This is a genomic window from Kineococcus radiotolerans SRS30216 = ATCC BAA-149, assembly GCF_000017305.1.
Taxonomy (GTDB): domain Bacteria; phylum Actinomycetota; class Actinomycetes; order Actinomycetales; family Kineococcaceae; genus Kineococcus; species Kineococcus radiotolerans.
Map to the genome: position 1 here is coordinate 1,187,927 of NC_009664.2, position 13,230 is coordinate 1,201,156.

General features: G+C 74.6%; 8 protein-coding genes. 2 read left to right on the forward strand and 6 right to left on the reverse strand.

What is annotated here, in order from left to right:
* Nucleotides 1-2 precede the first annotated feature (2 nt).
* Nucleotides 3-1,298, reverse strand: coding sequence for a phosphopyruvate hydratase (gene eno, locus KRAD_RS05745; RefSeq protein WP_012084587.1), 1,296 nt, complete (start codon nt 1,296-1,298; stop codon nt 3-5).
* 160 nt (nt 1,299-1,458) lie between these two features.
* Between eno and KRAD_RS05750 the strand changes: the two genes are divergently transcribed.
* On the forward strand, nt 1,459-1,728 hold the full coding sequence (locus tag KRAD_RS05750; RefSeq protein WP_012084588.1) for a hypothetical protein: 270 nt from the start codon (nt 1,459-1,461) through the stop codon (nt 1,726-1,728).
* Between the two features lie 12 nt (nt 1,729-1,740).
* On the opposite strand, the gene KRAD_RS05755 is transcribed toward KRAD_RS05750, so the two are convergent.
* The 5 genes from KRAD_RS05755 to mfd all read right to left on the reverse strand — a co-directional run bounded on the left by KRAD_RS05755 (nt 1,741) and on the right by mfd (nt 11,285).
* Nucleotides 1,741-2,688, reverse strand: a complete 948-nt coding sequence (locus tag KRAD_RS05755) for an ROK family protein (protein WP_012084589.1) — start codon at nt 2,686-2,688, stop codon at nt 1,741-1,743.
* Between the two features lie 11 nt (nt 2,689-2,699).
* Entirely contained in the window at nt 2,700-3,362 is a 663-nt protein-coding gene (locus KRAD_RS05760) for a nucleoside triphosphate pyrophosphohydrolase (RefSeq protein WP_012084590.1), read from the reverse strand.
* A 37-nt stretch (nt 3,363-3,399) separates the two neighbouring features.
* Nucleotides 3,400-4,134, reverse strand: a complete 735-nt coding sequence (locus KRAD_RS05765) for an SGNH/GDSL hydrolase family protein (RefSeq protein WP_012084591.1) — start codon at nt 4,132-4,134, stop codon at nt 3,400-3,402.
* Between the two features lie 323 nt (nt 4,135-4,457).
* Nucleotides 4,458-7,196, reverse strand: a complete 2,739-nt coding sequence (locus KRAD_RS24000) for an endo-1,4-beta-xylanase (RefSeq protein ID WP_012084592.1) — start codon at nt 7,194-7,196, stop codon at nt 4,458-4,460.
* A gap of 507 nt (nt 7,197-7,703) precedes the next feature.
* Entirely contained in the window at nt 7,704-11,285 is a 3,582-nt protein-coding gene (mfd, locus tag KRAD_RS05775; protein WP_012084593.1) for a transcription-repair coupling factor, read from the reverse strand.
* A 127-nt stretch (nt 11,286-11,412) separates the two neighbouring features.
* Here mfd and KRAD_RS05780 point away from each other — a divergent pair, with 127 nt between their 5' ends.
* Nucleotides 11,413-13,209 carry a DUF4012 domain-containing protein gene (locus KRAD_RS05780; RefSeq protein ID WP_041291925.1) on the forward strand — a complete coding sequence of 599 codons (1,797 nt, stop codon included), beginning with the start codon at nt 11,413-11,415 and terminating at the stop codon, nt 13,207-13,209.
* Nucleotides 13,210-13,230 lie beyond the last annotated feature (21 nt).

The following is a 13,230-nucleotide window of genomic DNA, read 5'->3' on the forward strand; positions in this document are numbered from 1 at the left end:
GGTCAGGCGCGCCCGGTGAACCCGGCCGAGCGGGGGAACGCCTTCGCGCCGGCGTAGACCGCCGCGTCGTCCAGCTCCTCCTCGATGCGCAGGAGCTGGTTGTACTTCGCGACGCGCTCGGAGCGGGCCGGGGCGCCGGTCTTGATCTGGCCGGAGCCGACCGCGACGGCCAGGTCGGCGATCGTGGTGTCCTCGGTCTCGCCCGAGCGGTGGCTCATCATCGTGCTGAACCCGTTGCGGTGGGCCAGGTCCACGGCGTCGAGGGTCTCGGTGAGGGAACCGATCTGGTTCACCTTGACCAGCATCGAGTTGCCCGCGGACAGGTCGATGCCCTTCTGCAGGCGCTCGGGGTTGGTGACGAACAGGTCGTCGCCGACGAGCTGCAGCTTGCCGCCGAGGGCGTTGGTGATGTGCTGCCAGCCGTCCCAGTCGTCCTCGGACAGCGGGTCCTCGATGGAGACCAGCGGGTACTCCGAGACCAGGCCCTCGTAGTAGCCGGTCATCCACTCCGCGGAGCGCTTGGAACCCTCGAAGTCGTAGCCGTCGGCGCCGTGGAACTCGGTCGCGGCGACGTCGAGGGCGAGGGCGATGTCGGAGCCGACCGCGAACCCGGTCTTGCCGATGGCCTCGACGATGAGGTCGAGGGCGTCCTTGTTGCTGGGCAGGTCGGGGGCGAAGCCGCCCTCGTCGCCCAGGCCGGTGGCCAGGCCGCGCTGCTTCAGCACCGACTTCAGCGCGTGGTACGTCTCCGCGCCCCAGCGCAGGGCCTCGCGGAAGGAGGCCGCGCCCACGGGGGCGATCATGAACTCCTGGATGGCGACACCGGTGTCGGCGTGCGCGCCGCCGTTGACGATGTTCATCATCGGCACCGGCAGGACGTGCGCGTTGGGGCCGCCGAGGTAGCGGAACAGCGGCAGGTCCGCGGCCGAGGCGGCGGCCTTGGCCACCGCGAGGGAGACCCCGAGGATGGCGTTGGCGCCCAGGCGGCTCTTCGTGGGGGTGCCGTCCAGGTCGAGCATGACGCGGTCGATGATCCGCTGCTCGTGGGCGTCGTGGCCGACGAGGGCCGGGCCGACCTCCTCGATGACGGCTTCGACGGCCTGCTCGACGCCCTTGCCGCCGTAGCGGCCCTTGTCGCCGTCCCGGCGCTCGTTGGCCTCGTAGGCGCCGGTGGAGGCGCCCGAGGGCACCGCCGCCCGGGCGAAGGTCCCGTCGTCGAGCAGGACCTCGACCTCCACGGTGGGGTTGCCGCGCGAGTCCAGGATCTCGCGAGCTCCGACGGCCTCGATGGTGGCCACGCGCACTCCTCGTGCTTCTCGACAGCGTCTTGGGTGGGTCTTCGGGTGGATCCGTGGTGCGTCCCGAGCCTAGTGGCAGGCGACCTGGCGGGATCGACCCGGGATCGGCGAGGATCGCGGGACGACGCCCGCAGCTCGACGACGACGGAGGGACCCCTCGATGAGCGAAGCCGACAACGCCTGGCGCCTCGACGTGGACGGCGCGCAGCACGAGGTCGACGTGGACGTGGCCGCGATGAGCGGCAAGATCGTCGTCCGGCTCGACGGGAAGGTGCTGGAGGAGGACCGGATCTGGTTCTCCGACAAGGTCTTCCGCTTCGACCTGGGCGGTCACGAGGTGCAGGTCGAGGTCGACCTCGCCTACGGCGGCTTCGCCACCCGCTCCTCGCTGCGCCTCGACGGGCACCACGTGGAGCCGCTGCGGCGCTAGGGCCGCACCCGCTCAGGCGCCCAGCCGCTGCCAGCCGAGCCGTCCCGCCCCGACCAGCCCCGAACCGCGCGGCAGCTGCGACGCGGAGATCCTGACGTCGGCGAGGTGGGGGTAGACGGCCAGCTCGGCGTAGGCCCGGCGCAGCGGGTCCAGGAGGACGTCCCCGGCCGAGGCCACTCCCCCGCCGACGACGACGTCCTCGAGGTCGAGGAGGGCCGCGGTGGACAGGAACGCCGACGCCAGCGCCCGGGTCCCGGCGGCGATGACCGCCGTCGCGACCGGGTCGCCCGCGCGCGCGTCGGCGGTCAGCACCCGGGCGTCGACCCGCTCACCGTGGCGCCACCCCTGGGCCAGGGCCGCGCGCACCATCGCCGGCCCGCTGGCGTAGGCCTCGACGACGCCCAGGGCGCCCGAGCCCGGCAGCAGCTCGCCGTCGAGGACGACGCCGACGTGGCTGAGGAACCCGGCGTTGCCGGACTTGCCGGCCAGGATGCGGCCCTCGAGGACGATGCCGCCGCCGATGCCGGTGGACACGACGACCCCCATCATCGAGCGCGAGCCCCGCGCGGCGCCGATCCACTGCTCGGCCGCGGCGAAGCACTGCCCGTCCTGGGCGAGCGCGGCGCTCACCTCCCGCCCCAGGACCCGCGAGGCCGCGCGGGCGACGTGCTCCACGAGCGGGAACCCGCGCAGGGAGACGATGTTCACCGGGTCGACGGTGCCGCGGCCGGCGTCGACGGGACCGGCGGAGCCGACGCCCACCACGTCGGCGACCTCGAGGTCCTGCTCGCGCGCGGCGGTGAGCACGCCGCCCACCAGGCCCTCCAGGGCGGCGGCGACGGCGTCCGGGCTGGTCTGGTCGGTGGGGACCTCGCGGTCCAGCCGCACGGTCCCGTCGTCCCCGACGAGGCCCGCGGCGATCTTCGTCCCGCCGATGTCGAGGGCCAGCACGTTCGTCACGACGCAGGACCCTACCCAGCGGCCCCCGCCCCGCGGTGGCGCTCGGTCTCGCGGGCGGCCGTCTCGAGCCGCCGCGTCGTCACCCGCAGCGCCGCCTCGGGGTCGACCCCCGCGGCGTGCGCCCGGCGCACCAGGTCCAGCAGCTCCCGGCCCACCGACTCCTCGTCCACGCCCTCGCCGGGGGCGGCGGGGGCGTCGAGGCCGTTGCGCTGCAACCGCCCCAGCACCTTGTCGGCCCGGGCGAGGGCGGGCAGCTGCAGCGGGATCCCGTCCAGCACGCTCTCCCGCACCCCCTCGGTCGCCTTGATGGCGTCCCACCCGGCCTGCAGGTCCTCCGCGACGGCCTCGCCGGCGAAGACGTGCGGGTGGCGGCGCTCCAGCTTGGCCACGATCGCGGCGGCGACGTCGTCGATCCCGAAGGGCTCCTCGGGGTCCTCCTGCGCGACGCGGGCGTGGAAGACGACCTGCAGCAGCAGGTCCCCCAGCTCGTCGCGCAGCTCGGCGCGGGTGCCGTTCTCCACCGCGTCGACGACCTCGTAGCTCTCCTCCACCAGGTACCGCAGGAGGCTGGTGTGGGTCTGCCGGGCGTCCCAGGGGCAGCCGCCGGGTGAGCGCAGGCGGTCCATGACGGCGACGAGGTCGAGGAGCGCGCGGCCGGGCACGGACTCGGTCATGGCCGCACGCTACAAGCGCACCGCGGTGCGCCCCCGGTCAGGGCACCGCGGCGAGGACCCGGTCGGCGATGGCCCGGTGGCCCGCGTCGTCGACGTGGGCGCCGTCCGGCAGCACCGTCCCCGGAGCGATGACGTTCGGCTCCAGCAGGGACACGTACTGCGCGCCCACGACGGCGGCGGCGGTCCGCACGTCGGCGTCCACCGCCTCGGCGACGGCGCCGACCGCCCGCGTCGTCGAGGGGCCGACGGCGATCAGGCGCGCCCCAGGCAGCTGCCGACGCAGCTGCTCGAAGGTCGCCGCGATCGCGGCGTCGACGGCCTCCGGGTCGTCCTGGTAGGAGGTGAAGTCGTTCTGGCCGCCCGCGACCACCACGACGTCGGGGGCGCGCGCGACGGCGGCGGCCACCTGCGCCTCGACGGAGGGGCAGAAGTCCAGCCCGCAGCCCTCCGGGCCGGAGGTGGCGACGTAGCCGGTCCCGCCGAGCCCGAGGTTCACCTCGTCCCACCCCCGCTCGCCCGCGACGAGGCTGCTCCAGCGCGAGGAGGGGGCCGAGGCCCCGCGTCCCTGCACGTAGGAGTCGCCCAGGAAGACCGCGGTCGGGCGCTGGGGGACCTCGGCGGTGGGGGTGACCACGACCGCGCTGCGGGTCCGGGTGGACGGGACGGGCGTGGCGAGGCGCTGCCAGGCCAGGTACCAGACGAGGCCCGTGAGGACCGCCAGCAGGAGCAGCCCCAGCACGGGAGCCGCCCGGCGCCGCCCGCCCCTCCGCATCACGCCGCGACCCTAGTGGTGCGCTCCCCGCCCCGTCCCGGGAACGGGGCGGGTCGCCGCGACGACCTCGCCCCGCCCGCTCCCGCCGCGCGCCCGCCACCGGCACCGGCGCCCCGCTCGCCCGCCGGGGTGCGGCCCGCGAGGACGACGCCGGAGCCGGGGCCGTCACGGCCGTGGGACCTGCCGGGGGCCGGGCACCGCTCCGAACCCGGGCTGCGCAGGGCGCGGTGACCCGCTCCTCCACCGCGAGCGAGGCGCTCCCGGACGCACGGAGGCCCCGCCTCCTCGCAGGGGCGGGGCCTCGTGGTGACGTCAGGGACGGATCACTTGCGGACGTCGACCGTGATGCGGGTCGTGGTGCTGACCTGCGCCCCGAAGGAGTCCTGCAGGGACAGGGTGCAGTCGAGCACCGCGGTGCCGGTCCTGGTGGGGCGGGCCCGCAGGGTGAAGTTCCCGTTCTGCCCGGCCGGGTAGTTCCGCTGGGTCGTGTGCGCCGAGCCCGGGGCGAGTTCCAGCGCCAGCGGGGTCGAGCCCGCCGCACCGGCGTTCACCTGGGTGCAGGAGTGCCCGAAGGTGCGCCCGAGCAGGGTGCCGGTGCCCTCGTTGCCGAACTGGACCACGACCTGCACGGTCTGGTTCACGTTCGCCCGCACGACCGGACCGTGGTTGACCCGCTGGTACAGCTTCGTCGTGGTGGGCGGCGGGGTGACGACCACGTCGAACACGCCCGGGGTGGCCTGGTTGCCGGCCTCGTCGGTCAGCGTGCACGTCACCCGGGTGGTGCCGATCGGGAACTGCGAGCCGGACGCCGGGGTGCACGTCGGGCTGAGGACGCCGTCGCGGGTGTCACCGGCGACCGGCGGGGTGAAGGTGACCTCCGCCCCCGCGGGGCTGGTGGAGGACACCCGCACCGGGTCCTTCGCGGCGAGGCGGGGGATCAGGAAGTCCGCCGGGCGCGCGGGCAGCTTCGACGGGTCGACGACGCCCCAGTACGCCGGGGTGACCTGCAGGTCGTCGTCGAAGGGCAGCGGCCGCTCCCACGGACGGGGGTACGGCCAGGTCCGCAGCCAGGTGCGGGCGTTGCTGATGCCCCAGAACGTCACCGACTCGATCGAGCCGGAGTGCTCGCGCAGCGCGGCGAACAGGTCGCGGTAGTAGTAGCCGTTCTCCACGCCGGCGGCGGCGTCGTCGGGGGTGGCGCGCTCGGGTGCCCCGGTGCTGTTGACGTCCGCCGAGGCCATCTCCGTGGAGGTGCTCACGTCCAGCTCGGTGATGACCTGGGCCAGGGGGTGCCCCTCCTGCGCGCTGAGCTCCTCGACCGCGGTGAGGGAGTCGTCCAGCCACTGCACGGGGCGGCCGAAGTCGACGTGGGCCTGGTGCCCGACGCCGTCGATCGGCACGCCCCGCTCGATGAGGGAGGAGACGAGGCCGAGGTAGTCGGCTCGCTTCTCCGGCATCTCGGTGTTGTAGTCGTTGATGAACAGCTTCGCGTCCGGGAAGTACTGGTCCGCGAGGCGGAAGGCGTGGTCCACGAAGCCCTCGCCGAGGACCTGGAACCAGCGGCTGTCGCGCATGTCGTGCGGGTTGGCGTTGTCGCCGTCGGCGATGACCTCGTTCACGACGTCCCACGCCCAGATCGGGCTGTTCCCGTCCGGGTAGCGGGCGTTCACGTGGTCCGCGATCGCCTTGATGTGGGTCTCCATGCGCTGCTCGAGCAGGGCCCGGTCCGCCGGGGAGTTCGTCAGCGGGGTGCCGTCGGGGCGCTGGAAGACCCACGCGGGGGTCTGGGAGTGCCAGACGAGGACGTGGCCGTACACCTGGGTCCCGGTGGCGTCCGCGAAGTCGAGCAGCCGGTCGAGGTTGCCGAAGGTGAAGGTGCCCTCGGTGGGCTGGACGCTCTCCGGCTTGCCGTCGTTCTCCGGGGTGAAGGCGTTGAAGTGCTTCTGCACGAGCTGGGCCGGCCGGCCGGTGGTCTCGCGCTGGTCGAGGGCGACGCCGACGTGCTCGAAGCCCTGCGCGCCGAGGACGTCCTTCAGCGCGGGCACGTCCTGCACGGGCGTCTCGGCGAAGGGCTGGAGGGTGAAGTCGTCGATGAGGAAGGCGGCCCCCGCGGTGCCCTCGACGTAGACCTGCGCCCTGTCGACGGGGGAGCCCAGGGTGTAGGTGCCGCGGATGCGCGTCCACGCGTCGGCGGTGACCTCGGCGCCGGCGATGTTCTCGTAGGCGGTCTGGGTACCGGCGCGGTCGCGCTGGATCGAGAGCGTCAGCTGGGCGGGCGCGGAACCGGGAGCGAGCCGGGCCCACACCGAGGCCTCGACGGTGCGCCCGACCGCGAGGTTGGGCGTCACGTCCAAGGCGGGGCCGTGCCAGGTCTGGGTCCGGCCGCTGACGCTGAGGGCGCCGCCGCTGCGGCCACCGGCCGTCACGTGCGCGACCGTCGCGTCGCCGCGCGCGGTCCAGCCGTCGGGGCCGCCGTCGAAGGCGGTCGTGACGGGCGGGGTGGTGCCGGGCTGGACGGGGGCCGCGGTCTCACCGGTGATGCGGACGTCGTCGACGTAGAAGGCCTGGGTCGCGTCGGGGCTCTCCAGGTAGAGCTCCAGCTGGCTGTTGTTCGCGGTCGCGAACTCGTAGGTGCCGCTGACCCTGGTCCAGCCGCTGTCGGTGACGGCGACGCCGTTCGCCACGGAGTCGTAGGCCGCGGCGCCGCCGTCGGGGGTGCGGGCGACGGTCAGGCTCACGGTGTCGGCGCCCGTGCCGGCGACGAGCCGGACCCAGGCCTCGATCGTGTACCGACCGGCCGGCATGACGGTGCGCGCGTCCAGGGCGGGCCCGTGCCAGTTCGCGGTGCGGCCGGTGGCGAGCAGGCTGCTGCTGCCGCCGTGGGCCTGATCGGTGCTGACGGCCACCCCGGTGGTGCCGCGGCCGGTCCAGCCGGAGGTGCCGGACTCGAAGCCGGCGGTGTAGTCGACCGCAGCGGCCGTGGCCGAGGGAGCCACCACGGTGCCGAGCCCGGCGAGGAGGCCGGTGGCGAGCGCACCGGCTCGCAGACGTCGTTGTCTCATGGGTGTCGATGCCCTTCGGGACGGGCCGGCGTCGATGCCGGTGATCCACTGGTTCCGGAAAGCTTCCGGAAGGAATGGCGGAAGTAGAGCACCGGATCCGGGACCCGTCAATCGACCCGTCCGACGATCACCCGCCTGCCCGCCCGGGGGTGACGCCCGTCCCGGCCCAGCGCACCGGCCGGGCACGTCCGCACCGCCGGGAGGGCCGGGAGCGTGCAGCTGCGGGCACCGTCGACGAGACCGGCACGAAGCGATCCACCGGTGCGCCGGCGGTGCTCCGCAGCGACCGCATCGACGACCCGCCCCCGACGACGGCCGGGTGCGCCGCGGCCGGGCGGCCGGACCACCGGACCGTCGACCCCCGCGAGCGGATCCTCAGCGTCCACGTCCTCGACGCAGCGGGGTCTCCCACCCGGACCGGGTCCTGCGGGACGGCGATCCCCGTCGTCCGGCGGGCGTTCGGCCCGGCGAGCCCCGCCGTCGACCTCGGCCCCTGCCGCTGCGGCCCTACCGCGCGCCCGCCGCGACCGCCGCGGGCTGCTCCAGCAGCACCGCGTTCACGAACTCCGTCGCCCAGGTCAGCATCTCGGCGTCCCGCAGCGGCTTCCCGCCGACGCGGGCCGTCATCGGCGCCGGCACCAGCGCCACCGACAGCGCCGGCTTCAGCAGCGTCCCCGGGTACAGCCGCTTCAGGCGCAGTTCCCGCGACTCGGGCAGGTCGATGGGGGCGAAGCGGACCTGCTTGCCCTGCAGCGACACCTCGCGCAACCCGGCCTTGCGGGCGACGATGCGGAACTTCGCCACCTCCAGCAGGTTGAGCACCGGCTGCGGCGGGGTGCCGTAGCGGTCGACGAGCTCGGCGTGCAGCTCGACGAGGTCGGTGTCGGAGTTCGCCGCGGCCAGGCGCCGGTAGGCGTCCAGGCGCAGCCGCTCCGAGGGCACGTAGTCGTGCGGCACGTGCGCGTCGACCGGCAGCTCGATCTTGACCTCGGTGGGTTCGGGTTCCTCGTCGCTCTGCGCACCGGGCACCTGGTTGCGCACGTCGGCGACGGCGTCGGCGACCATCCGCATGTAGAGGTCGAAACCGACGCCGGCGATGTGCCCGGACTGCTCCCCGCCGAGCATGTTGCCCGCCCCGCGGATCTCGAGGTCCTTCATCGCCACCGCCATGCCCGAGCCGAGGTCGGTGTGCTGGGCGATCGTCGCGAGCCGGTCGTGGGCGGTCTCGGTGAGGGGCTTCTCCGGCGGGAAGAGGAAGTAGGCGTAGGCGCGCTCGCGCCCGCGCCCGACGCGGCCGCGCAGCTGGTGCAGCTGCGAGAGACCCATCGCGTCGGCCCGTTCCACGATGAGGGTGTTGGCGTTGGAGATGTCCAGGCCGGTCTCGACGATGGTCGTGCAGACCAGGACGTCGAACCGCTTCTCCCAGAAGTCCACCACGACCTGCTCGAGGCGGTGCTCGCCCATCTGCCCGTGCGCGGTCGCGATGCGGGCCTCGGGGACGAGCTCCTTCAGCCGCGCCGCGGTCCGCTCGATGGAGGACACCCGGTTGTGGACGTAGAACACCTGGCCCTCGCGCAGCAGCTCGCGCCGGATCGCGGCGGTGATCTGCTTCTCCTCCTGGCCCCCGACGTAGGTGAGGACGGGGTGGCGCTCCTCCGGCGGGGTGGCCAGCGTCGACATCTCCCGGATGCCGGTGACGGCCATCTCCAGGGTGCGCGGGATCGGGGTCGCGCTCATCGCGAGGACGTCGACGTTGGTGCGCAGCGTCTTCAGGGCCTCCTTGTGCTCGACGCCGAAGCGCTGCTCCTCGTCGACCACGACGAGGCCGAGGTCCTTGAACGCCACCTCCCCGCTGAGCAGGCGGTGGGTGCCGATGACGATGTCGACCGAGCCGTCGGCCAGGCCCTTGATCGTCTCCTTGGCCTCCTTGCCCGGCGTGAAGCGGGACAGCGGCTTGGCGACGACGGGGAACTGCGCGTACCGCTCCGCGAACGTCTTGAAGTGCTGCTGCACCAGCAGCGTCGTCGGCACCAGGACCGCGACCTGCTTGCCGTCCTGGACGGCCTTGAACGCCGCCCGCAGCGCGATCTCCGTCTTGCCGTAGCCGACGTCGCCGCAGATGAGCCGGTCCATCGGGACCGGTTTCATCATGTCGGCCTTGACCTCGTCGATGCTGGCCAGCTGGTCGGGGGTCTCGACGTAGGGGAAGGCGTCCTCGAGCTCGCGCTGCCACGGGGTGTCGGGACCGAACTGGTACCCCTTGGTCGCCATCCGGGCCGAGTACAGCTTGATGAGGTCCCCGGCGATCTGCTTGACCGCCCGGCGGGCGTTGCTCTTCGTCTTCGCCCAGTCCGAGCCGCCCATCTTGGACAGCGTCGGCGCCTCGCCCCCGGTGTACTTGGTGACCTGGTCGAGGGTGTCGGTGGGCACGAACAGCCGGTCGCCGGGCTGACCGCGCTTGCTGGGGGCGTACTCCAGGACGAGGTACTCGCGGGTGGCGCCCTGGATCGTGCGCTGGACCATCTCGACGAACCGGCCCACGCCGTGCTGCTCGTGGACGACGAAGTCGCCCGGGCGCAGGGTCAGCGGGTCCACGGCGTTGCGGCGCCGGCGCGGGGCCATCCGGCGCATGTCCTTGGTGGACTGCCCCCCGACCCCGGTGATGTCGGCCTCGGTGACCAGCGCCGCCTTCAGCGCCTCGGCGACGAAGCCGTGCTCGACGGTGGCCGTGGTGACGGTCACCACCGACGGGGCGGGTTCCTCCACGAGGTCGTCGACGAGGCGGGCCGGGACGTCCTCACCGGAGAGCATCTCCACCAGCCGCTTCGCCGGCCCGTGCCCCTCCGTCGTCACCACGATGCGCCACCCCGCCGAGGCGAGGTCGCGCAGCTCGCGCAACGCCTTCTCCGTCTCCCCCCGGTAGGCCTCGACGTCGCGGGCGCCGATGCGCAGGATCCGGACGTCCTCGAGGTCGCGCAGGTCCGCGTCGGCGGTCAGGGAGGTGATGGACCACCACGGGCGGCCGGTGGCCTCGGCGTGGGCGCGGACCTCGGCCAGCGTCGCGAACGACGACGACCCCAGGTCGACGGGGGTCGCTCCCCCGGCGGCGGCGTTCATCCAGGCCGCGTCGAGGAACTCCGCCCCCGTGGCGACGAGGTCGTGGGCGCGGGCGCGGACCTTCTCCGGGTCGGCCAGCACGACGTGCGTGCCCGCGGGCAGCACGTCCAGCAGCGGCTCCATGCCGTCGACGAGGGCCGGGGCCAGCGACTCCATGCCCTCCACCGCGATGCCCTCGGCGATCTTGGCCAGGACGTCGGCGGCCCCGGGCAGGGTCTCCATCAACGCGCGGGCCCGTTCGCGCACCACGTCGGTGAGCAGCAGCTCCCGGCACGGCGGGGCCCACACGCCGTCGGGCTCCACCTCCAGGGTGCGCTGGTCGGCCACCGAGAACGAGCGGACCTCCTCGACCTCGTCGCCGAAGAACTCCACCCGCAGCGGGTGCGGGCGCGTCGGGGGGAAGACGTCGAGGATCCCGCCGCGCACGGCGAACTCCCCGCGCCGCTCGACCATGTCGACCCGGCTGTAGGCCGCGGCGGCCAGCGCCTCCACGGCGGTCTCCAGCCCGGCGTCGTCGCCCGCGCGCAGCCGGACGGGTTCGAGGTCGGCCAGCCCCTTGACCAGCGGCTGCAGCACGGCCCGGATCGGCGCCACCACGACCCGGACCTCCCCCGTCGTGGGGTCGTCGGGCGAGGGGTGGGCCAGGCGGCGCAGCACCGCGAGCCGCTGCGCGACGGTGTCGCTGCGCGGGGAGAGCCGCTCGTGCGGCAGCGTCTCCCAGGCCGGGAACTCCGCGACCTGGTCCGCGGGCAGGTAGCACCGCAGCCAGGTGGCCATGTCCTCGCACTCGCGGCCGGTGGCGGTGACGACGAGCAGCGGGCGCTCGGCGGCGAAGGCCGCGACGAGCGCGGGGCGCACGCCCACGGGCGCGACGACGTCGAGCGCGGTGCTGGTGCCCTCGCGCGCGGTCTCGACGGCGGCGCGGACGGCGGGTTCGGTGCGCAGGACGTCGAGCAGGCCGTTGAGGCTCACGAACACTCCGGTACTCAGGTGCGGGAACTCGATCAGGGGGTGCGGTCAGCCTACGTCCGCCCTGCGACACGGGCCCCCGCGAGCGGCGGCGGACCGGGACCCGCGGGCCGCTCGCTACTGTCCCCGGGTGTCCGGCTACTCCGAGCAGTCCCCCGCCGACCCGCCGGCCCCGCCGCCGACGACCCGCCGCCGGCGGGGACGCCCGGTGCGGGTCGTCCTGGGTGTCCTGCTCCTGCTGCTGCTGGCCTGGGTCGTGGCCGTCGCGGTGGCGGGGGTGCAGGCGGGCCGGGCGCTGCAGCGCGTCGCCGACGCGGTCCCCGTCCTCGAGCAGCAGGTCCGCGACGAGGACCTCGCCGCGGCCGGGACGACGGCGGACCGGGTCGCCGACGACGCCGCGGCCGCTGACCGCGCCACCGCCCAGCTGCCCTACCGCCTCGCCGAGCACGTCCCCCGGGTCGGGGACCAGCTGGCCGCCGTACGCGGCGGTGCGCGCGCGGCCGCGCTGCTCACGCAGCCGCTGCCGGACGCGCTGGCGGTGGCCGAGGACGTCGTGGGCGAGGGTCTCGTCTCCGCGGACCGCACGGTGGACGTCGCCGGCCTCCAGCGGCTGACCCCGATCGTCACCGGGTACCGGGAGCGGGTCGCCGAGGCCCGCGCGGCCCTGCACGCCGGGGAGGGCCCGCACGTGCTGGACGCGATCAGCGAGCGCCTCGACCCCGTCACCGCGCAGCTCGACGACCTCGCCGACCCGCTGGACACCGCCGCGGAGGTCCTCCCCCGCCTGCCCGCCCTGCTCGGGGCGGAGGGCGCCCGCACCTACCTGGTGGCCTTCACCAACCCCGCCGAGATCCGCCCGGTCCAGGGCATCGTCGGCGCCTACGCCTACCTGGCCGTGGAGGGCGGGCGGATCTCGCTGACCCGGACCGGGACGGACAACGACCTCTACGACGCCCGCGCCGACGTCGCGGCCGCGGGGGCGGAGTTCGCCGCGCTCTACGGCGAGGACGCCGCCATCGTGCAGAACGTCACCACCGGCGGCAGCGCCGACGAGGCCGGGGTCCTCACCTCCTCCCTCGTCGCCGACGCGGGGCTGCCCGTGCCGGACGTCGTCGTCTTCGTCGACCCGGTCGGCCTGGGTCAGCTCCTGGGCCCCGACCACGCGCCGCTGCAGCTGGGTCCCTTCGGCGACGTCGCGACGGCCGACCTGGCCAGGGTCCTCATGTACGACGCCTACGTCACCTACGGGGCCGACAACGACGCCCGCAAGCTGTTCCTGGCCGCGACCTCGGCGGCCGCCTTCGAGGCCGTCCTCTCCGACGGGCTGTCCACCGCGGCGCTCGACGGCGCCCGGACCGCCGTCGACTCCGGCCACCTGGCCGTCTGGTCCTCGCGGGCGGAGGAGCAGGCGGCGCTGGTGAGCGCGGGGGTCGCCGGGGTGCTGGGCGACCCCGCGCAGGCCGGGCCGGTCGCCCGGATCGGGCTCACCAACACCGAGCCCTCCAAGCTCGACTTCTGGTTGCAGCCCGCCGTCGAGGTCTCCGCCCCCTGCGCCACCACCGGCACGGGACGCTCCTCGGTGCAGCTGACGCTGACGAACACCGTCCCCGAGGACATCCCGGCCTACGTGGCCAACGCCACGGCGCGGACGGCGGCGGGCAAGCGCACCGCGCAGGACACCGTGTCGCTCTGGGTCGCGCCCTGGGTGGGGCTGGACCGGGTCACCGTCGGCGGGCAGCCCGTCGCCACCGCCGTCGACGCGGAGGAGGGCTGGCGGCTGGTGCGCCTCACCGTCGACGTGCCCCCCGGCGCCCCGGTGGTCGTGCGCTGGGAGCTGAGCGGTGCCGCCGAGGACCTCCCGCGGACGGTGACGGGGCCCACCACCGCGATCGCACCGGCGGTGACGACCGGTGCCTGTGCTCCGTGAGGGTTCACCCGGACGTGTGGA

Coding starts and splice junctions, on each gene's coding strand:
- KRAD_RS05750 (WP_012084588.1), top strand. CDS start 1,459: ATGAGCGAAGCCGACAACGCCTGGCGCCTCGACGTGGACGGCGCGCAG.
- KRAD_RS05760 (WP_012084590.1), bottom strand. CDS start 3,362: ATGACCGAGTCCGTGCCCGGCCGCGCGCTCCTCGACCTCGTCGCCGTC.
- KRAD_RS05765 (WP_012084591.1), bottom strand. CDS start 4,134: ATGCGGAGGGGCGGGCGGCGCCGGGCGGCTCCCGTGCTGGGGCTGCTC.
- KRAD_RS24000 (WP_012084592.1), bottom strand. CDS start 7,196: ATGAGACAACGACGTCTGCGAGCCGGTGCGCTCGCCACCGGCCTCCTC.